Source organism: Mesorhizobium sp. WSM4832 (assembly GCF_055811115.1).
The window spans coordinates 72961-92618 of sequence record NZ_JBVVQH010000003.1 but is presented as its reverse complement, the minus strand read 5'-3'; the positions used below and the strand labels follow the sequence as shown (position 1 = coordinate 92618).

General features: G+C 63.1%; 17 protein-coding genes and 3 pseudogenes. 10 read left to right on the top strand and 10 right to left on the bottom strand.

Annotation, left to right across the window (positions count from 1 at the left end):
- Positions 1–159 precede the first annotated feature (159 nt).
- From AC0L2L_RS05685 to AC0L2L_RS05665, 5 genes and pseudogenes are all read left to right on the top strand, one after another.
- Positions 160–3936, top strand: a complete 3777-nt coding sequence (locus tag AC0L2L_RS05685) for a vitamin B12-dependent ribonucleotide reductase (RefSeq protein WP_473576782.1) — start codon at positions 160–162, stop codon at positions 3934–3936.
- A gap of 8 nt (positions 3937–3944) precedes the next feature.
- Positions 3945–4148 carry a type II toxin-antitoxin system HicA family toxin gene (locus tag AC0L2L_RS05680; protein WP_473576781.1) on the top strand — a complete coding sequence of 68 codons (204 nt, stop codon included), beginning with the start codon at positions 3945–3947 and terminating at the stop codon, positions 4146–4148.
- Positions 4149–4152: 4 nt separating this feature from the next.
- Complete coding sequence (locus AC0L2L_RS05675) at positions 4153–4359, top strand: type II toxin-antitoxin system HicB family antitoxin (RefSeq protein ID WP_013532022.1); 207 nt, start codon at positions 4153–4155, stop codon at positions 4357–4359.
- 109 nt (positions 4360–4468) lie between these two features.
- Positions 4469–4918, top strand: a complete 450-nt coding sequence (locus tag AC0L2L_RS05670; protein WP_473576780.1) for a DUF4145 domain-containing protein — start codon at positions 4469–4471, stop codon at positions 4916–4918.
- 51 nt (positions 4919–4969) lie between these two features.
- Positions 4970–5233 (top strand): annotated as a pseudogene (locus AC0L2L_RS05665) (VOC family protein); the annotation flags it as partial.
- A gap of 503 nt (positions 5234–5736) precedes the next feature.
- Here the strand turns inward: AC0L2L_RS05665 and AC0L2L_RS05660 are convergent.
- The 4 genes and pseudogenes from AC0L2L_RS05660 to AC0L2L_RS05645 all read right to left on the bottom strand — a co-directional run.
- Positions 5737–6600 (bottom strand): annotated as a pseudogene (locus AC0L2L_RS05660) (glycoside hydrolase family 25 protein); the annotation flags it as partial.
- A 141-nt stretch (positions 6601–6741) separates the two neighbouring features.
- A pseudogene (locus AC0L2L_RS05655) lies at positions 6742–6879 on the bottom strand (glycoside hydrolase family 25 protein); the annotation flags it as partial.
- A 151-nt stretch (positions 6880–7030) separates the two neighbouring features.
- The gene (locus AC0L2L_RS05650) at positions 7031–7816 is read right to left on the bottom strand and encodes a phosphodiester glycosidase family protein (RefSeq protein WP_473576779.1); all 786 of its coding nucleotides are present in this window, start codon (positions 7814–7816) and stop codon (positions 7031–7033) included.
- 110 nt (positions 7817–7926) lie between these two features.
- A complete protein-coding gene (locus tag AC0L2L_RS05645; protein WP_473576778.1) occupies positions 7927–8799 on the bottom strand; it encodes an undecaprenyl-diphosphate phosphatase in 873 nt (290 codons plus the stop codon).
- A gap of 185 nt (positions 8800–8984) precedes the next feature.
- Between AC0L2L_RS05645 and AC0L2L_RS05640 the strand changes: the two genes are divergently transcribed.
- On the top strand, positions 8985–9914 hold the full coding sequence (locus AC0L2L_RS05640) for a hypothetical protein (protein ID WP_473576777.1): 930 nt from the start codon (positions 8985–8987) through the stop codon (positions 9912–9914).
- A 65-nt stretch (positions 9915–9979) separates the two neighbouring features.
- On the opposite strand, the gene AC0L2L_RS05635 is transcribed toward AC0L2L_RS05640, so the two are convergent.
- The 4 genes from AC0L2L_RS05635 to AC0L2L_RS05620 all read right to left on the bottom strand — a co-directional run bounded on the left by AC0L2L_RS05635 (position 9980) and on the right by AC0L2L_RS05620 (position 12291).
- Positions 9980–10192 (bottom strand): hypothetical protein, encoded by a 213-nt coding sequence (locus tag AC0L2L_RS05635; RefSeq protein ID WP_320213539.1) that lies wholly within the window; start codon positions 10190–10192, stop codon positions 9980–9982.
- 270 nt (positions 10193–10462) lie between these two features.
- Complete coding sequence (locus AC0L2L_RS05630) at positions 10463–10858, bottom strand: GFA family protein (RefSeq protein ID WP_473576776.1); 396 nt, start codon at positions 10856–10858, stop codon at positions 10463–10465.
- 128 nt (positions 10859–10986) lie between these two features.
- On the bottom strand, positions 10987–11934 hold the full coding sequence (locus AC0L2L_RS05625; RefSeq protein WP_473576775.1) for an alpha/beta fold hydrolase: 948 nt from the start codon (positions 11932–11934) through the stop codon (positions 10987–10989).
- Positions 11935–12042: 108 nt separating this feature from the next.
- Positions 12043–12291, bottom strand: a complete 249-nt coding sequence (locus AC0L2L_RS05620) for a ParB N-terminal domain-containing protein (protein ID WP_473576774.1) — start codon at positions 12289–12291, stop codon at positions 12043–12045.
- 175 nt (positions 12292–12466) lie between these two features.
- Between AC0L2L_RS05620 and AC0L2L_RS05615 the strand changes: the two genes are divergently transcribed.
- From AC0L2L_RS05615 to AC0L2L_RS05600, 4 genes are all read left to right on the top strand, one after another.
- Positions 12467–14119 (top strand): N,N-dimethylformamidase beta subunit family domain-containing protein, encoded by a 1653-nt coding sequence (locus tag AC0L2L_RS05615; RefSeq protein ID WP_473576772.1) that lies wholly within the window; start codon positions 12467–12469, stop codon positions 14117–14119.
- On the top strand, positions 14116–15483 hold the full coding sequence (locus tag AC0L2L_RS05610) for an aminotransferase family protein (protein ID WP_473576771.1): 1368 nt from the start codon (positions 14116–14118) through the stop codon (positions 15481–15483). The genes AC0L2L_RS05615 and AC0L2L_RS05610 overlap by 4 nt, the downstream gene beginning before the upstream one ends.
- Before the next feature lie 208 nt (positions 15484–15691).
- Entirely contained in the window at positions 15692–16195 is a 504-nt protein-coding gene (locus AC0L2L_RS05605) for a GNAT family N-acetyltransferase (RefSeq protein ID WP_473576769.1), read from the top strand.
- A gap of 2 nt (positions 16196–16197) precedes the next feature.
- Entirely contained in the window at positions 16198–17226 is a 1029-nt protein-coding gene (locus AC0L2L_RS05600; RefSeq protein WP_473576768.1) for a histone deacetylase family protein, read from the top strand.
- A gap of 6 nt (positions 17227–17232) precedes the next feature.
- Here AC0L2L_RS05600 and AC0L2L_RS05595 read toward each other — a convergent pair whose 3' ends face one another.
- Together AC0L2L_RS05595 and AC0L2L_RS05590 are read right to left on the bottom strand one after the other, a co-directional pair.
- The gene (locus tag AC0L2L_RS05595; RefSeq protein ID WP_473576767.1) at positions 17233–18501 is read right to left on the bottom strand and encodes a cysteine desulfurase-like protein; all 1269 of its coding nucleotides are present in this window, start codon (positions 18499–18501) and stop codon (positions 17233–17235) included.
- A gap of 35 nt (positions 18502–18536) precedes the next feature.
- Positions 18537–19604, bottom strand: coding sequence for an aldo/keto reductase (locus AC0L2L_RS05590; protein ID WP_473576765.1), 1068 nt, complete (start codon positions 19602–19604; stop codon positions 18537–18539).
- Between the last annotated feature and the right edge of the window lie 54 nt (positions 19605–19658).

The window sequence follows — 19658 nt, the reverse complement described above, 5'->3', positions numbered from 1 at the left end:
CGCCTGGAAAGGCGTTTGCTTGTCTGCATGGCTGCGCCCGCGACGAGAGAGTGTCGGCGTCGCCTGCGATGCCGGCAAACGGCGGACTGCGCTTTTCGCTAAACAGGGCAGAAATCCCTGGGGAAAAGCGCTATATATAGACACAAAGGGACCGGACCAATGCGCATCGAGCGTCGCTTCACCAAGCCAGACCAGTCAGCCTATGCGGAGATCGAATTCCGCAAGGCCCTGTCGGAGATCAAGAATCCCGACGGCTCGGTGGTGTTCCGCTTGGACAACATCGATGTGCCGGCTCAGTTCAGCCAGGTCGCGGCCGACATCCTGGCGCAGAAATATTTCCGCAAGGCCGGCGTGCCGGCGCGGCTGAAGAAGGTCGAGGAGAACGACGTTCCCTCCTTCCTGTGGCGTTCGGTTGCCGACGAGGCCGAGCTCGCCAAGCTGCCCGAAGCCGAGCGCTACGGTTCGGAAACCGATGCCCGCCAGGTCTTCGATCGGTTGGCCGGCACCTGGACTTACTGGGGTTACAAGGGCGGCTACTTCAAGTCGGAGGATGACGCGCGCGCCTTCCGCGACGAGCTCGCCTATATGCTGGCCACCCAGCGCGTCGCGCCGAACTCGCCGCAATGGTTCAACACCGGCCTGCACTGGGCCTATGGCATCGACGGCCCGAGCCAGGGCCATTTCTATGTCGATCCCTTCACCGGCAAGCTGACCAAATCGAAATCCTCCTACGAGCACCCGCAGCCGCATGCCTGCTTCATCCAGGGCGTGCAGGACGACCTCGTCAACGAGGGCGGCATCATGGATTTGTGGGTGCGCGAGGCGCGCCTGTTCAAATACGGTTCCGGCACCGGCTCGAACTTCTCCATGCTGCGCGGCGAAGGCGAAAAGCTGTCCGGCGGCGGCCGTTCGTCCGGCCTGATGAGCTTCCTCAAGATCGGCGACCGCGCGGCGGGCGCCATCAAGTCGGGCGGCACGACGCGCCGCGCGGCAAAGATGGTCATCGTCGACGCCGACCACCCCGATATCGAGGACTTCATCGACTGGAAGGTCAATGAAGAGCAGAAGGTCGCCTCGCTGGTGACCGGCTCCAAGATCGTCAAGAAGCACCTCGAAGCGATCATGAAGGCCTGCGTCAATTGCGAAGGCCATGGCGACGACTGCTTCGACCCGGCTTTGAACACCGCGCTGAAGCGCGAGATCAAGGCGGCCAAGAAGGATGCCGTGCCGGAGAACTACATCTACCGGGTCATCCAGTTCGCCAAGCAAGGCTACACCTCGATGTCGTTCAAGACCTACGACACCGACTGGGATTCGGACGCCTACCTCACCGTCTCCGGCCAGAACTCCAACAACTCGGTGTCGCTGAAGGACAATTTCCTGCGCGCCGTCGAGGCCGATGGCGACTGGCAGCTCACCGCCCGCAAGGACGGCAAGGTGCTGAAGACGCTGAAGGCGCGCGACCTGTGGGAAAAGATCGGCTATGCCGCCTGGGCGTCGGCCGACCCCGGCCTGCACTTCAACACGACGATGAACGACTGGCACACCTGCGCTTCCGCCGGTGCGATCCGGGCCTCCAACCCGTGCTCGGAATACATGTTCCTCGACGACACGGCCTGCAACCTCGCCTCGATCAACCTACTGCCCTACCGCAACGCAGACGGCACGATCGACATCGCCGCTTACGAGCACACCGTTCGGCTGTGGACCGTCGTGCTCGAAATCTCGGTGATGATGGCGCAGTTCCCGTCGAAGGAAATCGCCAAGCTCTCCTACGACTACCGCACGCTCGGCCTCGGCTACGCCAATATCGGCGGCCTGCTGATGACATCGGGCATTCCTTACGACTCCGACGAGGGCCGCGCCATCTGCGCCGCGCTCACCGCGATCATGACCGGCGTCGCCTACTCGACCTCGGCCGAAATGGCCTCCGAGCTCGGCGCCTTCCCGGACTATGACCGCAACGCCCAGAACATGCTGCGCGTCATGCGCAACCACCGCCGCGCTGCTTACGGCGACAAGGACGGCTACGAGAAGCTCGCCGTCAATCCGGTGCCGCTGGTCGCCTCCGACCTCAAGCAGCAGGCGCTGGCCGAGCATGCCCGCTCCGCCTGGGACCGCGCCATCGAGCTCGGCGAGGAGCACGGCTACCGCAACGCGCAGGCGACCGTGATCGCGCCGACCGGTACGATCGGCCTCGTCATGGATTGCGACACCACCGGCATCGAGCCCGACTTCGCCCTGGTGAAGTTCAAGAAGCTCGCCGGCGGCGGCTACTTCAAGATCATCAACCGCGCCGTGCCGGAAGCGCTGCGCACTCTGGGCTATTCCGAAAGCCAGATCGCCGAGATCGAGGCTTACGCGGTCGGCCACGGCAACCTCAACCAGGCGCCGGGCATCAACCCGCCCGCGCTGAAGGCCAAGGGTTTCACCGACGAGAAGATCGCGGCGCTCAACGCAGCCCTGAAGTCGGCCTTCGACATCAAGTTCGTCTTCAACCAGTGGACGCTGGGCGCCGACTGGGTGAAGGAGACGCTCGGCTTCACCGACGAGCAGCTCGGCGACATCTCCTTCGAGATGCTGCCGGCTCTGGGCTTCTCCAAGAAGGACATCGACGCCGCCAACATCCATGTCTGCGGCGCCATGACCCTGGAAGGCGCACCCTTCCTGAAGGCCGAGCACCTGCCGGTGTTCGACTGCGCCAGCCCCTGCGGCAAGATCGGCAAGCGCTCGCTGTCCATCAACAGCCACATCCTGATGATGGCGGCGGCGCAGCCCTTCATCTCGGGCGCCATCTCCAAGACCATCAACATGCCGAACGACGCGACGGTCGAAGACGCCAAGGGCGCCTACATGCTGTCCTGGAAGCTGGCGCTGAAGGCCAACGCGCTCTATCGCGACGGCTCGAAACTGTCGCAGCCGCTCAATGCCTCGCTGCTCGCCGATGGCGAGGAGGATGAGGACGAGGCGGTCGAGCAGCTGATCGCCGCGCCCGCCGCGCAGCGCGCCGTGCAGGTGACCGAAAAGATCGTCGAGCGCGTCATCGAGCGGCTCTACCGCGACCGCGAAAAGCTGCCGAACCGCCGCAAGGGCTACACCCAGAAGGCCGTCGTCGGCGGCCACAAGGTGTACCTGCGCACCGGCGAGTTCGACGACGGCCGCCTGGGCGAGATCTTCATCGACATGCACAAGGAAGGTGCTGCCTTCCGTGCGATGATGAACAACTTCGCCATCGCGATTTCGCTCGGCCTGCAATATGGCGTGCCGCTCGACGAATATGTCGAGGCCTTCACCTTCACCAAGTTCGAGCCGGCCGGCATGGTGCAGGGCAATGACGCGATCAAGAACGCGACGTCGATCCTCGACTACGTGTTCCGCGAGCTCGCCGTGTCGTACCTCGCCCGCCACGACCTCGCCCATGTCGACCAGTCGGACTTCGACAAGACCGCACTTGGCCGCGGCATCACCGAAGGCAAGGCGACGCCCTTCTCCAAGGGCCTGACGCGCGGCGTTTCGCCGGTGAAGCTGGTGTCGGGCGTGGGTTCCGATCCGAAGGGTTTTGGCGGTTCGGCCCCGACGACCGCCCCTGCCCGCGCCGCACCCACCGCCTTCGCCGGTTCCAACGTGCTGGCGCTGAAGCCGGCCAGCGACGAGGCGCTTGCCTACAAGCGCGACTATGAGGAGCGCGCCAGGGAACTGACCGAGGAGATCGTCGAACAGGAAGCCGAGGCCGCCGGCGGCGTGGAAGCGCTGTTCACCGACGCCGCCGCCAACGAGGCCGCCGACGCCAAGAAGCTCGCCGCGACCAGGCGCCAGCAGTCGCTGCTCCAGGGCTACACCGGCAACGAATGCTCCGAGTGCCACAACTTCACCATGGTGCGGAACGGGACGTGTGAGAAGTGCGACACGTGTGGATCGACGAGCGGGTGCAGCTGAGAGCCTAGATGCCGCCTCGGCGGCTTACGGTCCGCGAAGTTATTCGCATGCTGGAGGCCGATGGCTGGTATCTGGTTGCAACCAAAGGCAGCTATCGCCAATATAAGCATAAAATCAAAGCCGGCCGCGTCACCGTGGCCGGCAAGCCGTCTGAAGAGGTTGCGCCAGGGACGTTGAACAGCATCCTCAAGCAGTCCGGTCTAAAGGAGTGATGGCATGCGCTACGCCGTGGTGATCGAAAAAGCCGGAAACAATTTTTCCGCATATGTGCCTGACCTGCCAGGCTGCATCGCTACCGGAGCGACGGTAGCTGAAGTGGAAACCGAAATCCGTGATGCGATCCGCTTCCACATCGAAGGTCTGCGTGCTGACGGGCTGGATGTACCGAAAGGCGTTAGTCTGGCGGAATATGTAGAGGCATAGCGTCTGGCACCACAACGTGTGGTAGAGGCATAACATGCCACCGGTCAGGCATAATTAGCCCTTCGGAAATCGGGACCTTACTCGCTTACCCTTAAGGTCGACCTTAGGTTTGGATTACTCATATACCCCAAGAGACTTTCTCTATGTCCCTCATGATGTTTGGCGCGCATATGAGGAGGCCTGCAAGATTCTCCCTGTCAGCCCAACTGGGTCGGCTGTCATTTCAAGGCGCTGTCTCGAACACCTTTTGCTGTCGCTTGGCCACAATCAAAGAAGCCTAGCCAAACAGATTAGCTCAGCTAGCAGAACCGACTCCCCGTGGGGAATGGCGGGACCTCATACGGCCTATGCCGATATGATACGGCGCATTGGCAATCTTGCAGCACACCCATTCGCGATGAGTAGCGAGCTTCGTTCCTTCGAAATCGAATATGAAGACGCTCACTGGTGTCTAGAAATGATCGAGGAATTATTCGACTTTTTCTACGAGCAACATGAGGCGTTTGAGACACGCGCAATGGAGCTACAAGGCAGATTGATGAGGCTGCACCGTTCTTGACAAGCCACGAAACAGACCGCCCGCTACTATGGCCGCCGAGTGCTCAGCGACGTGTTCTGGGCCTTCGATGTCGGCAATGGCTGCCTGTTCGAGATCCAGCGCACTGGCGAGAAGCCGCCGCTCACTCATCTGCATGTTGCTTTCCAGGTGAAGAGCAGGGCGGAGGTCGATGCGTTCTATCGGGCGGCGCTCGAAGCGGGCGCAGCCGACAACGGCGCACCCGGGCCGCGCCCGAATTATGCGGAGCATTACTACGCCTGCTTCGTACTCGATCCCGACAGCTATAATATCGAGGCGATGGTCAACGAGGCGTAGTGCGGCAACGCGCTTCTGCTTCGTCATTCTAGGGCGGAGCAAGGAGCGAAGCGACGCGCGCAGACCCTAGAATCCATGCCGTTACATCAACGCGTTGCAACGGTTCAGAATTCTGCGCCGTTGCGCCCTACGATAAGGGTCACGGAATGGATCCTCGGGTCTGCGCGCGTCGCTTCGCTCCTTGCTCCGCCCGTGGATGACGAAGGCGCGGGGCGAGGCGTGAGCGCCCTCTCCTTCTCCCCTTGTGGGAGAAGGTGGATCGGCGCGCCAGCGCCGAGACGGATGAGGGGTGTTCCAGCGGAGTGTGACGCTGGCGATTGCTGCAGCGCCCCAAGCTGGCGAAGGTCTACGCCAAGCTGGAGCACCCCTCATCCGGCCGCTTCGCGGCCACCACCCGGCCCTTCGCAGGCTCAGGGCGTTCGAAGCTCGAAAAGCCAAGCAATTGGCTTTTCGTCCGCTGCGCGGACCGCTTCTCACCCCACAGGGGGAGAAGGGAGAAGCGCTCAATCCGCGTCGGCCACCATCTGCCCGCCGCCGCCGAGCCAGGCGCGCCATTGCCGCTCGTCGCCGTGGAACACGTTGAGGTCGATACGCCCCCTCACGCCATGCGACAGGCCTGAGCCGGAATACTGCCAGAACAGCCACCTGCGACCGGGGTAGACCTTTGCCGGATGCGCGGCCACGGCGCGCAGCCAGAACGGGTAGTCGAGAAAAGCGCCGCGCAGATTGTCGCGATAGAAATCGGGGCTGGTGTAGATGACGGGACGTTGGCCGTAATGGCGCTCCAGTCTGTCCATGAACACCTGCATCTTCTCCAGCACCTTTTCGCGCGAAGGCTTGCGCCTGCAGGAAGAGTCGCCGTTCCATTCGACGTCGATGACCGGCGGCAGCGCGCCGTCGACCTTCGGCACGTTGCGGATGAACCAGTCGGCCTGCTCGCCGGCGGTGCGGCACCAGTAGAAGAAATGATAGGCGCCGCGCTTCAGCCCGGCGGCATCGGCGTTGCGCCAGTTCTTCATGAACATCGGATCGAGGTGGTCGCCGCCGTCGGTCGCCTTGATGTAGGCGAAGTTGGCGCCCTGGGCGCGCAGCTTCCCCCAGTTGATGTCGCCCTGCCAGCGCGAGACGTCGACGCCGTGAACGGCAAGATGGCGCGGCGAAGAGCGGCCGAAATTGATCGGCTTGGCGTCGCGGAACGCATAGCGGGTGACTGGACCGGCAAGCATGGCGGGTGCGGCGCGCGACAGCCGGTTCGGCGCCGAGACGAGCGCTGCTTCCTGCACCGGCGGCTCGGCGCTGTCCGGGAGATCGGACGCCGGAAAATTCGCCGTCTCCTCCTCAGCCAGGCCAAAGGGGCGCGAATTCTCGTCGTCGGCGCGAGCGTTCTCGTCATCAAGGGGCGCATTTTCATCGCCAAGCAGCGGCGCCGGCGGCTTGATACGCGCCGCGCCCGACATCGAAGCGGTCTCGACCGTTGTCTCGGTCCTGGCCGTCCTCACGCCCTTCGTCACAGGCGCGCTCGGCCGCACGACCGAACTCGTTGTCTCGCTGGACGGCATTTGCAAGGCATCGACGCCCGACGTGGACGAGCAGCCGGCAAGGCAAAGCGCTGCGAGCACGAAACTGACGACGCCAAAAATCCGCATCTTGACCTGTACGCAAAACAAAACAGACCGAAGGCAGGAACAGCGCCGCCGGAACCCCCATTCCTAATGAGAAATTACCAACAAAGTTTGAATCAAAATTTACTTTTGATCCGACCGGCCGATTCGCCGGCTAGGTCAGCCAAGTTTTTGGCTATCGCCTGAACACGCCGATCATCGGTCCGAGATTCCAGAAATCGTCGTTGCGGCCGATCCCAGGCGCGTAGAGGCTCGAAATGGAACCGTCGAGGAAGAGCGCGTTAGAGCAGCCGAGTTGGTCGCGGAACAGCCGCGCGAATTCGTGAAAGGTCACGGCATCGTCCGAGATCGCGAAGACGGCGACCCCGTCGGCGCGCACGCCCACGCCATCGCGGATCTTTCGCGAGGTGCCGTCGTAACGGAATTTCGGATGCAGCTTGCCGTCGATGACCAGCATCGGCCCGGACTGGGTGGCGTAATCCACACGCGGCGGGCGCTTCAGGTAATCCCTGGTCGCGCGAACGCCGGCCTTGCCGGCGCTGAGGTAGAAGATGCCGTTGGGCTGCATGGAGAAATTGCCGGTTCCCGATCCGGTCTTCGCCGCCGTGACCTGTTCGCCGCGTTCGACATAGAGCCCGACCGGCGCGAGATCGGGGTGATACATGCCGGCATTGATGCCGAACAGCATCGTTCGCCCCGCCGCCTGCTGCGCGCTGCGCAGATTGTGCAGCGACCGGTAGAGCTCGCCATCCTTGTTCTTCCAGAACAGCTCGATGGAAAAATGCTTCGGATCGGTTTCGCAGACCAGGTAGGCCGCATTCTCGAAAGTCTGGCTGCGGCACGGCGGCAGCGCCGCCAGCCATTGGCCAAGACCCATGCCTGCGCCAAGAGCCGCGGGCGCCGCCGATTTCACCAGCGTCGCCAGCAAAGGCACGGATTGCAGCAGCGTCACAAGATCCATCAGCGCATCCGAGGGGTCGGCGTCGATATAGCGGATTCGGTCGAGATTAATGCATGTCGCCCAGAAGTGTGCAGTGGTTCTGGGACAACGACATGCATAAAAACAAAGACTTAGGTGAGCCAGCCGGCAGCGACGCCGATCAGCAGCACCACGCCAAGCAGGCCGCGATAGATGACGAACGGCCAGGCGGAGAAGCGTTCGAGCACCCGCATCAACCCCCATATGGCGAAGAAAGCCGAGATCGATGCAACGATGAGGCCGACGCCCAGGATCGACCAGCCATGCGCATCGAGATGCACCTTGTGTAGTTCATAGAGCTCCTTAAGGCCGGCCAGCGCGATGGCAGGCAAGCCAAGCAAGAACGACAAGCGCGCCGCTTCGGGGCGGGCAAAGCCCAGCCCCATCGCCGCCGTCAGCGTCGAGCCCGAGCGCGAGACGCCGGGAATGAGCGCGCCGACCTGGGCGACGCCCACCAGCAGCGCGTCGAGGATCGATGCCTGGCGCAGCATGAGCTTGTGGCTGGCGAAAATTTCGGCCAGCGCCAAGAGGATCGCCATGGCGATACAGGCCCAGCCGATGACCGCCAGGCCGCGCAGTGGCGAATTGCAGGTGTTGAGCAGGCCGGAAAGCGCAACGCCGACAATGACGATCGGCACGGTGGCCAGCACGATGCTGATCGCGAGGCGGAAATTGCGGTCGCCGAAATCGCGGCGCGAAATCGCCGAAAGCGAGCCGAACACCACGTCCCTGACGTCGCTCCAGAAATAGCTGATCACCGCCGCCAACGCCGCCAGCTGCATGGCGGCCGAGAAGGCCGAGCCAGGGTCCTGCCAGCCGAGCACGGCCGGCACGATGCGCATATGCGCCGTAGACGAGATCGGCAGCAATTCGGTGATGCCCTGCACGATGCCCAGAAATGCCACCTTGGCATAACCCAGGCCGACAAAGCCGGTATCCAACCCTTGAGTGCAGACGTCGGTCATCCCAGTCCTTTTCCCAGCGAAAAGTGAATCGTCATTCGAAAAGCCCTTAAGGACAGGCTTAGCCTCACGATAGCGTGATTCCAACTCACGGATTTGTAAGGTGTCGCTAATCCCGCTTGACAATAGACGTCACCATATTATCCTTCGCTAACCTTACACTGTAAGGCAAATGGAGGAGCATCACCATGTCGACCGCCGCCCTCTCGGAACTGCAGCCAGTCGTGCCGCCGCAAACGCATGCGCCGGAAATCGCGATCGAGGAGGTGTCGCGCGATACCAGCCGTGCCATCGAGCGCGCCGACGTCGCTGCCTGGCTCGACCTTTACGAAGCGGCGCCCGCGGATTTCGCGGCACGGCAAGGGCTGTCGATCGCCAGCGACGGCGACCTCGTCTGGACCACCTGCACGACAATCCCGTTCATCCATTTCAACTGCGTGAAGAATATCGGTGTCGACAGCCCGGCCTCGGAGGCTCAGGTCGACGCGCTGCTCGCGCATTATCGCGATGCCGGCGTCATGCGGCCGTGGTTCTACACCAACCCGCATACCGAGCCGTCGCGGCTGAGATGCTGGCTGGAAGCGCGCGGGCTGCAGCATCAAGGCGGCTGGGAGCGCATCTATCGCGACGCGACGCCGCCGGCCGACGAACCGATCTTCCCGACCGACCCGCTTATCCCCGTTGACGATCTGGTGGTCGAGGAGGTCACGCCCAACACAGCTTCGGATTGGGCTTCTTTCATCGATGCCAAATACCGGCTCCCCACCTCGCCCTGGCTCACGGCGCTTGTCGGCCGCAAGGGTTGGCGACATTACATGCTGAAACGCAAGGGGGCGGTCGTCGCGGTGCGCTCGCTCTTCATATCGGACGGCGCCGCCTGGAGCGGCATCGACGCGCCAGTGCCCGGGATCATGGCGCCGAGCTTCGATCTTGATGCCATGCTTGGGGAGAGGCTGGTTCGCGACGGCATCGCCGCCGGCGCGAAACTATTTGTCGCCGACATCGAGGCACCGCGCCCCGATCGCGACGGGCCGGCCTATCGCAACTACGACCGGCTCGGCTTCAAGCTCGCTTATTCACGCGCTCACTACAGTTATCTGCCGGCGCATTCGAGCTGACCCGCGGTTGTTGTCTTTGCGCAATTCCGGACGGAAAACCGCCATGCATTTTTCCCGGGTTTGCCTCAGCGGTACAGCCACTGCTTGAGGCAGCTTCTTGCCACCACATGCGCGGGTGGCACCGAAGCCTGGTCGATGCGAGAATCGTCGCCGGCCCTGTCGCGAGCCTTTTCCAAAAGCAGGCGAAGCTCGGCCGGCCGCACCCGGTCGCGCGCCATCACGAGCTGGATCATCGGGTCGTTCAAAAGCTCGTCCAGGGTGTTGATGCTCTCGCTCATCCGTTGCCTCCTCGATACCTGCCCGCATGGCGCTTAGATAGGCAGCCAATGATGGCCCGCCAATGACGCTTTGCCGGCTATCTCGTGAATCGAAGATGAAATTTTTGTGCAGTTTTTTCCTTCTCCCCTTGTGGGAGAAGGTGGATCGGCGCGATAGCGCCGAGACGGATGAGGGGTGTTCCAGGGAACGCCAGCGTCTCACTCCGCTGGAACACCCCTCATCCGGCCGCTTCGCGGCCACCTTCTCCCACAAGGGGAGAAGGTTAGGCTCTAAGCCGGCGGCAAGCCTTCATATTGCGGCAGGCCATCGTCAAGCATCACCCAGGGCTGCTTCGAGGCAGTCCAGAAATGCATGTCGGGCTTGAACAGGGCCGGGTCGTCGAGCGAGCCGGAGGTGACGCCGAGAATGCCCCTGGAATCGCGCCGCGAAAACAAGGTCGTGCCGCAGGCCGGGCAAAAGCCGCGCTTGAGATCGGGCGTGGAATTGATCGTCGCCACCGGTCCCTCGACAGTCACGTCGTCGATGCGGAACAGGAGCCGCGCGTTGAAGGCCGCGCCGATCGCCTTCTGGCAGATCCGGCAATGGCAGACGCGCGCATTAATCGGCTCCGCCTCGGCGCTATAGCGCACCGCGCCGCACAGGCATCCGCCCTGGTATTTGGTCATCGCAAGCACTCGGTTCGTGCCGGCACTAGTAGCGGCCGGCATCGCAGCGTCAATCGAAAAGCATTGATGGGACATGATCGCTTGCGGTGATGCCGCTGGCCGTCTGCAAGCCGGCCAGCGGCCAAGGTTCATTCGCTGACGATCTCGTCCCAGGTCTTCACCTTGGTCACGCCATCGAGGAAGGGCAGCGTGGTTGTGGCGAGTTCAGGCGCGAAAAAGACGTCGTAGTGGGTGCGGTTGGGGATGATTGCCAACCTGTTCTGCGACAGGTTTTCGCGCATCCAGCCGGCATCCTTCAGGCCGCCGCCGAGCAGTTGGAAGAACTTGATCTCATGCTCCGGCTTGTACATGTCGCTGTCGCCATAGACGAGCATCACCGGCATCTTCAGCTTCGGAACTTCGGCCGAGAAGTCATAGTCGTTGCGCATGAAGTTGCCGAGCGCGTCGAGCAATTTCGGGAAATCTTCCGGATGCGGCGCCACGGCGACGTAGGACTTGTACATCGGCGTATCCTTCATGAACGGGGCGGCCGCCGCGCTCACTTGCGCCTGCTGCGGGCGCATCTCGTCATAGAAGCCGTTGGCGGCGTAACCGGTCGATACCAGGACCAGCCGACCTACCGTTTCGGGATGCTGAACGGCCATGCGGAAGGCGACTCCACCGCCCAGCGAATAGCCCATGACGTCGACCTGATCGTAGCCGAGCGCCCTGACGATCGCCGCCATGTCATTGCCCATCGCTTCGAGGCTGAAGGGCCGTTCGCCAAGCGCAGTGCGGCCATGACCCTGCAAATCCACCGCGATCACCGTGCGGTGCTCCGCGAATTTCGGCAGGATCGGCGCGAACATGTCGGTCGAGCCCAGGCCGCCATGCAGCAGGAGCAGCGGCTCGCCCTTGCCATAGATGGCGTAGTAGTAGGTCAGGCCGTCGATCGGCAGCAGGCCGGATTTTTCCGGCTTCAAAGGGACTTTAGGTTCGGTGGTCATGGCAGGCTTGGACTCCTCGGACTGAGCGCCTGGCGCGGCAACGAAGGCCACGGCCGAAGCAAGAATGGCGAAAAGCAGGGTCTTGGACACGTTTGATCTCCTCCGTTGTGCCCCAAGGACGCAACGACGGAGCCCAAGCCGACATGGCTTGCCAAAAAATGTAAACGGGCTGCGTCTCGGGGCCCAAGCGGAGAGAGGTTAATGGCGCTTGGCCTGGACGAGATAGGCGTCGATCTCGGTCTCGCCGAGCCATTTCGCGGCTTCGAGCCTGTGCAGCCCTTCGACCAGAATGTGGCGCTTGCCGTCGTGCCGAACCTGGATCGGCGTCTTCATGCCGTTTTCGAGGATATCCTCGGCGAGATGGCGCACCGTCTCGGGATGCAGCGTCTTGCGACGCGCCGTCGGCACATAGATGTCGTCGAGCTTGACCTTTTGTACGCGCAGCATGTCGGCTCCCAGTGCGCACTCTTGCGCCAGGGTCTGTCGAATATCGGTAGACCCGACGATGGAATAATCCGTTTGCCTGGTATCGCCAAGCGCAAGCCTGCTGGCCCGATGCTTTCCATTTGACGCTCGGCCGGCCAACGGTCTCAATGACGACCTCGTGACCCCCAGGTGTTCCTTGACGCAACTGTCCACCGAATTCCCCGATTTCGGGCTGACGCCCGAGCAGCGCCGCGAAGCGGTGCGCGGCCATTACTATGAATGGCCGGGAATGGATGGTTCAAGCGGCGAGATCTGGTGCTACAGCGACCGGTTTTCCTATCGGCCGGGCGAGACGGTAACGCTTTTTGTCAGCGCGTCGGCGCCGCAATTCAGCCTTGCCGTCATCCGCGACGGCGGCAGCGAGACCAGGGTCTTCGAAGGTGCGGGCCTGTCGGCGCGTTGGCAGGACACGCCCGACCAATGCTCGGTCGGAGGCTGCCGTTGGGAAGCCTCATTCGAATTCAGAATCGGCGACGACTGGCCTTCGGGCGCTTATCGCATCACGCTTTTGGCCGACGGCCGCGACGGCAAGCCGATCCGAAGCCATCATCTCTTCATCGTCGCGCCCCTGCCCGGCCGCAAGCCCGGCCGCCTGCTGCAGGTCGCCGCGACCGGCACCTGGCTCGCCTACAACACCTGGGGCGGCTCGAACCACTATCAGGGCATCACTGGTCCGAACCGCGACCAATACGCCACGACAGTGTCGACGCAGCGCCCCTGGTGCCGCGGCTTCGTGGTGCTGCCCAAGGACGCGCCGCGCGTGCCGCTGGAAGTCGCGGTGCCGCCCAAAACCGTGCCGCGCTATCCGCATATGGAATGGGCCTTCGCCACTGGGCATTCGAAGAAATACGCCTCTTCCGGCTGGGCGAGCTATGACAGTCATTTCTTCCGTTTCGCCGAGCGCGCCGGCTACGCAATCGATCTCACCAGCCAGCACGAGCTGCATTTCTCGCCCGAAATCCTCGACGATTACGACTGCGTCGTCTTCGTAGGGCACGATGAATACTGGACCTGGGAGATGCGCGACGCCGTCGACAATTACCTCGAGCGCGGCGGACACGCGGCGCGCTTCGCCGGCAATTTCATGTGGCAGACCAGGCTGGAGGACGAAGGCCGCCGCCAGGTCTGCTACAAATACAAGGCGCGCGCCGAAGACCCTGCCTATCGCGTCGGCGATGTCAGGCGCGCCACCAATTCCTGGGAAGCGCCGGAGATCGGTCGTCCGGGCAGCGCTACCTTCGGCCTCAACGCCACCAGGGGCGTCTATGCAGGCTGGGGCGGCTGCGCACCGCGCGGCGTGCGCGGCTTTCCGGTCTACCGGCCGGAGCACTGGGCCTTCGCCGGCACCGGCATCTATTATGGCGACCTGCTCGGCGCCGACAGTCATGTCTATGGCTACGAGGTCGATGGGCTGGATTTCGAAATCCGTGGCGGCCTGCCCTACCCGACCGCGACGAGCGGCGCGCCGGACGGCTTGCAGGTGCTTGCCGTCGGCATGGCGAGCCAGGTCGAGGAGAGCGCCGATATCCCGATCGAGGACCAGTTTCTCACCGACGAGGACGGCCGCTTCACCGCCGAGACTTTGTTCGGCGAGGCGAGCGACGCCAATCTCGACAAGGTCAAGCGCGGCAACGGCATGATCGTCAATTTCCCGAGCGGCAAGGGCGAGGTGTTCCACGCCGGAAGCTGCGAATGGGTCGCCGGCCTGCTAAGGCAGGACGCGATGGTCGAACGCGTGACGAAAAATGTTCTCGACCGCTATCTCGGTCGAGACAAGAAGGGTGAATGAGCGCCGTGCAGTCCATCGAAACCGACAGCCGACAGAATCTTTTCCACTTCACGCGGCGGCCCCAGCCCATGGTGGACCGCGCCGAAGGCATCTACTTGTGGGATAAGACCGGCCGCCGCTACATCGACGGATCGAGCGGCGCTGTTAACGTCAATGTCGGTCACGGCAATCGCAGCATTATCGATGCGATGAAGCGGCAGTTAGACCGAGTCAGCTTCGCCTACATCTTCCAATTCGAGAACGAACAGGCCGTCTTGCTGGCGCACCGCCTGGCCGAGCGGCTTCCGAACGGACTCGACCGCATTTATTTCGTATCTGGCGGTTCCGAGGCGGTCGAGGCCTGCCTCAAGCTCGCGCGACAATGGGCGGTGGCGACAGGTCAGGACAAACGCAGGAAAATCATCGGACGTATGCCCTCCTATCATGGCGTCACGCTCGGCACGCTTGCGGTCACCGGCGATGATATCCTGACCAAGACATTCGACCCGATTGGCCGGCCCATGCCATTGGTGCCGGCCCCGTTTGTTCATCGCGACCACGACAATCTATCGATGGAACAGCGAGGCGTCCGCTACGCGAATATGCTGGAGGAAAAGATCGTAGAGGAAGGGCCGGAAAGCGTCCTCGCCTTCATTGTGGAGCCGATTGGCGGCGCTGCGACCGCGGCGCTGGTCCCGCCCGACAGCTATTTCCCCAGGATCCGCGAAATCTGCGATCGCTACGGCATATTGCTCATCCACGACGAGGTAATGACCGGTATTGGACGCACCGGCAAATTCCTCGGCGGTGACCACTGGTCCTGTCGGCCGGATATCGTCGCGCTGTCGAAAGGGCTGAGTTCAGGCTACGCGCCGCTCGGCGCGCTCGCCGCGACACAGCGGATAGTCGGGCCGGTTATCGAGAAGGGCGGATTCCTGCATGGCCATACTTATGGCGGCAACCCCATCGCTTGCGCGGCGGGCGTTGCCGTTCTCAGCGAAGTCGACCGCCTCGGCCTGGTCGAGAATTCCGCCGCCATGGGTGAGGTGCTGAGGGGCGAGATCGAAGCCCTGACCGGCCGCTTTCCGTTCGTAGCCGACGTGCGAGGCAAGGGCCTTTTCATGGGCGCCGAACTCTATGCCGACCCCGTGGCCAAGACGCCGCTGCCGCAAAGCCTCAACGCCAATTTGCGGCTCATCGACCTGGCCTTCGAACGTGGACTGATCATCTATTCGCGGCGCGTGCGTGGCGGGCCGGTGAGCGACAATTTCATGGTTTGTCCGCCATTGATCACGACCCGCGAGCAGATCGGCGAGATGATCGCGGTCCTTGGCGACTCCCTGGAAGCGCTGGCGGCCGAACTCGACCTGCCGGTGGAGGGGTGAGGGGCTGGCTCGAAATGATAGCGTTCCTTCGCGCCCCCCTCTGTCCTGCCGGACATCTCCCCCACGAAGGGGGAGATTGGCAGTTCAGCTGCCGGCCCTCTCTTTCAACCACTGGAGATTGGCGAAAGCCAACGCGACATCTGATCTCCCCCCTCGTGGGGGAGATGTCCGGTAGGACAGAGGGGGGCGCCTGGACGCCACGCTCTCAATGAGCAAACTCTCGCAAACGGTCACCCTCCGTTCCGGCACGATCGACGACGTCGAAACCATCCACGCCGCCCTGCTGCGTCTCGGCAACCACATCGGCGCGCATCAGGAAATCACCTCGACGCCTGGCGATCTCCGCCGCTACGGCTTCGGCGAAAAGCCGGCCTTCTCGACCTTGATCGCCGAGGTCGGTGGCGAATTCGCCGGGCTTTGCCTGCATTTCCCGATCTTCTCGACCTGGATGGGCCGCCCAGGCGTCTATGTGCAGGATCTTTATGTCGAGGATCGCTTCCGCGGCCGCCGGATCGGCGAAAAACTCCTGCGGCGTGTCGCGAAAGAATGCCGCGCGGCCGGCGGCGTCTATCTCAGGCTCTCCGTCGATACCGACAACGAAACAGCCAAGGCCTTCTATGAGAGACTGGGCATCGGCTGGTCGAGCTACGAGCAGGTGCAGAAGATCGTCGGCGACGCCTTTTTCGCCTTTGCCGACACGCTGGAGGAATGACGATGAAAGCCTTCTATGCCGAAGAGCAGAAACGCCATGATCCCAAGGCTTTCCTCTCCAGCGGCGCGCCGCAGCCCAACCCGGAAAAGCCGGAGCGAGTCGAAATATTGTTAGCCGGCGCAGGATCGGCCGGTCTGACGATCGAACGTCCGAGGAATCATGGCCTTGGCCCGATCGCGGCGGTGCATACGCCCGAATATCTCGACTTCCTCGAGTACATCTTCGCGCGCTGGCAGCGTATCGAAGGCGCCTCGGCGGAAGTCATCCCGAACATCCACCCGATCGCCCGCAACGGCGCCTATCCCGCCTCGGCGGTCGGCCAGGCCGGCTACCACATGGCCGATACCGCCTGCCCGATCTCGGCCGAGACCTGGGATAGCGCGCTGTGGAGCGCCTGGAGCGCAGTGGAAGCGGCCGAAGACGTGATGGCGGGTGCGCTTTCGGCCTACGCTCTCTGCCGCCCGCCCGGCCACCACGCCTTCGCCGACGTCGCCGGCGGCTTCTGTTTCATCAACAATTCGGCGGTCGCGGCGCACGTGCTGCGAAAGAACGCCGCCCGCGTCGCCATCCTCGATGTCGACCTGCACCACGGCAACGGCACGCAAGGCATATTCTACGCCCGTTCCGACGTGCTGACCGTCTCGCTGCACGCCGATCCGGTGCGCTTCTATCCGTTCTTCTGGGGCCATGCCGACGAGCGCGGCGAAGGCGCGGGCCTCGGCTACAATCTCAACCTGCCGCTGCCGCGCAAGTCCGGCGACGCGGCCTTTCTTGAAGCGCTGGAGACGGCCTTCCGACGCGTCCGCGCCTTCGCGCCCGAAGCGCTGGTCGTGGCGCTCGGCCTCGACGCCTTCGAAGGCGATCCGTTCGGCGGTCTGTCGGTGACGACGCCAGGCTTCTCGCGCATCGGTGAGGCGATTGCCGGGCTCGGCCTGCCGACGGTCATCGTCCAGGAAGGCGGCTATCTCTGCGATGCGCTCGGCGACAACCTTACCGCGTTCCTGAACGGCTTCGGCGGCAAGCAGGGTTAGCCGGTTCTAAGAGCGCTGCTGCCTCAGCATCGCGATCACGCGATGCACGCTTTCCAGCGTCTCCTCGATCTCGGCTGCCGTGTTGTAATGGGCAATGCCGATGCGCACGACGCCTTGCTCGGCCGGTATGGCGAGCTGGTGGACGATCTCCCACGCATAATTGTGGCCTGACCACAGGAAGATGTTTTCGGCATTCATCTGCCGCACGATCGTTTCCGGCGCGATGCCTTCGACGGTGAAGGAAACGGTTGGTACCCGCTCGGCAAGGCGTTCCGGATCGGTGATGCCGCGGATGACCAGGCCCTCGATATCGGACAGGCCTTCGATCAGTTGCCGGGCCAGCGCGTTCTCGTACGCGATCGACACCTCGAACGCCTTTGCGATCCGCTGCCGCCGCGACCCGGTCTCGCCAACGGCTGCGCCGAGATCGGCGAAATGGTCGATTGCCGCCGTCAGCCCGGCCATCAGCTCGATCTGCGGCGTGCCAAGCTCGAACCGCTCCGGCAGCCTGTTCGACGAGCAGCGGCATTTGTAAGGCTTCAGCGCGTCGATGACGTCGCGGCGGCCCCACAATATGCCCATATGCGGCCCGAAGAATTTATAGGCCGAGCAGACCAGGAAATCGCAGCCGAGCGCCTGCACGTCGATCAACCCATGCGGCGCGAACTGCACGGCATCGACATAGACCAGCGCGCCGGCTTGCCTGGCGATCGCCGTCAGCGCTTGCACGCGATTGATCGAGCCGGTGAGGTTCGAGGCATAATTCAGCGCGACGAGCCGCGTCTTCTCCGAAAGCAGCGCCTCGAGCGCCGCCTCCTCCACCTGCCAGCTCTGTTCGTCGAACGGCAGGAAGCGCACGACGAGACCGAGATCGTCGGCAAGCTGCAGCCAGGGCGAGACATTGCCTTCATGGTCCATGCGCGTGACGATGATCTCGTCGCCCGGCTTCATCGTGCGGCCGAGCGTGCGCGACATGTGGTAGGTCAGCGTCGTCATGTTGGCGCCGATGACGATCTCCTCGACACTCGCGGCGTTGAGGAAATCGGCCATCGCGGCATGCGCCTCGTCAACCACTTGCTGCGCCGCGACCGTCGTTTCGAAGAAGCCGCCCAGATTGGCGTTGGCGTTGATCAGGCAGCGCGATACCGCGTCCGCCACCGCCTGCGGCACCTGCGTGCCGGCTGGATTGTCGAGATAGATGCGCCGGCGCCCTTTGTCGGTCAGCGAAAGCGCCGGAAATCTGCCGCGCACGGTCTCGATCGGAAATTCCGACATCGTCTCCATCCCTTTGTTTTTTAAACGATCCCCGGTCACGGACACGGATTGCCGACACGCTGGTGGATGGCATCGACTGCCTTTTGCATCTCTTGCGTCCAAGTGACACCGGCTGAGGACAACGCCATATCGAGCTGCGCGACGCTGGTCGCGCCGACGATGTTCGCGGTCACGAAGGACCGGCTTGATACATAGGCGTTGGCGAAGAGCGCCGGCTCCATGCCGAAGGAGCGTGCCAGCTCATTGTATTCGAGCTGAACCTCGGCCGCATTCGGCGTCTCATAACGCTGGCCGCGGTTGAAGAGCTGCGAGCGTGAACCCTGCGGCCGCGCGCCGTGATCGTATTTGCCGGTGAGATAGCCTTGCGCCAACGGCGAATAGGGAAGAAACGCGATCTCTTCGCGCTCGCAGACTTCGGCAAGGTTCACCTCGAAGGTGCGGTTGACGAGGTTGTAGGCATTCTGCAGCGAGGCGACGCGCGGACCGGCGCCTTTGTCGGACTCCGTGAGGAAGCGCATGACCCCCCAGGAGCTTTCGTTCGACAGCCCGAGATGGCGGATTTTCCCAGCCTTCACCAGTTCCCCGAAGACGGCGAGCGTTTCGGCGATCGGCGTTTCGCCGGCGGGCGCGGTCGCGGCGTCGGCCCGGCGCCCCACCGCTCCGACGCGCGTCGGGTTCGAGCCCCACGGAATGTCACGGTCCGGCCAGTGGATCTGATAGAGGTCGATATAATCGGTGCCGAGCTTCGCCAGCGACTTCTCGACCGCGTCGAAAATGTCGGCGCGCACCAGCTTCGACGGACGATCGCCGCGGAACCAGATGTTGGCCGTGCGGCCGACCACTTTCGAGGCAAGGATGACCTTGTCGCGGTTGGCGTTGGCCTTGATCCAGCTGCCGATGATCTTCTCGGTTCGCCCTTGCGTCTCCGCTTTGGGCGGGATCGGGTAAAGCTCCGCCGTGTCGATGAAATTCACCCCGCGCGAAAACGCCAGATCCATCTGCGCATGGCCTTCGGCTTCGGTGTTCTGCTGACCCCAGGTCATCGAACCGAGACAGATTTGCGAAACAAGGAGATCGGTCCGACCAAGGCGGCGTTTGTGCATGGAATGTCTCCGGCGGGAGGTCTTGCGCGGCTGCGCGGGGAGGAAGTTCAAGCA

Coding starts and splice junctions, on each gene's coding strand:
- AC0L2L_RS05685 (WP_473576782.1), top strand. CDS start 160: ATGCGCATCGAGCGTCGCTTCACCAAGCCAGACCAGTCAGCCTATGCG.
- AC0L2L_RS05680 (WP_473576781.1), top strand. CDS start 3,945: ATGCCGCCTCGGCGGCTTACGGTCCGCGAAGTTATTCGCATGCTGGAG.
- AC0L2L_RS05675 (WP_013532022.1), top strand. CDS start 4,153: ATGCGCTACGCCGTGGTGATCGAAAAAGCCGGAAACAATTTTTCCGCA.
- AC0L2L_RS05650 (WP_473576779.1), bottom strand. CDS start 7,816: ATGGATCTTGTGACGCTGCTGCAATCCGTGCCTTTGCTGGCGACGCTG.
- AC0L2L_RS05645 (WP_473576778.1), bottom strand. CDS start 8,799: ATGACCGACGTCTGCACTCAAGGGTTGGATACCGGCTTTGTCGGCCTG.
- AC0L2L_RS05640 (WP_473576777.1), top strand. CDS start 8,985: ATGTCGACCGCCGCCCTCTCGGAACTGCAGCCAGTCGTGCCGCCGCAA.
- AC0L2L_RS05635 (WP_320213539.1), bottom strand. CDS start 10,192: ATGAGCGAGAGCATCAACACCCTGGACGAGCTTTTGAACGACCCGATG.
- AC0L2L_RS05630 (WP_473576776.1), bottom strand. CDS start 10,858: ATGACCAAATACCAGGGCGGATGCCTGTGCGGCGCGGTGCGCTATAGC.
- AC0L2L_RS05620 (WP_473576774.1), bottom strand. CDS start 12,291: ATGCTGCGCGTACAAAAGGTCAAGCTCGACGACATCTATGTGCCGACG.
- AC0L2L_RS05610 (WP_473576771.1), top strand. CDS start 14,116: ATGAGCGCCGTGCAGTCCATCGAAACCGACAGCCGACAGAATCTTTTC.
- AC0L2L_RS05605 (WP_473576769.1), top strand. CDS start 15,692: ATGAGCAAACTCTCGCAAACGGTCACCCTCCGTTCCGGCACGATCGAC.
- AC0L2L_RS05600 (WP_473576768.1), top strand. CDS start 16,198: ATGAAAGCCTTCTATGCCGAAGAGCAGAAACGCCATGATCCCAAGGCT.
- AC0L2L_RS05595 (WP_473576767.1), bottom strand. CDS start 18,501: ATGTCGGAATTTCCGATCGAGACCGTGCGCGGCAGATTTCCGGCGCTT.
- AC0L2L_RS05590 (WP_473576765.1), bottom strand. CDS start 19,604: ATGCACAAACGCCGCCTTGGTCGGACCGATCTCCTTGTTTCGCAAATC.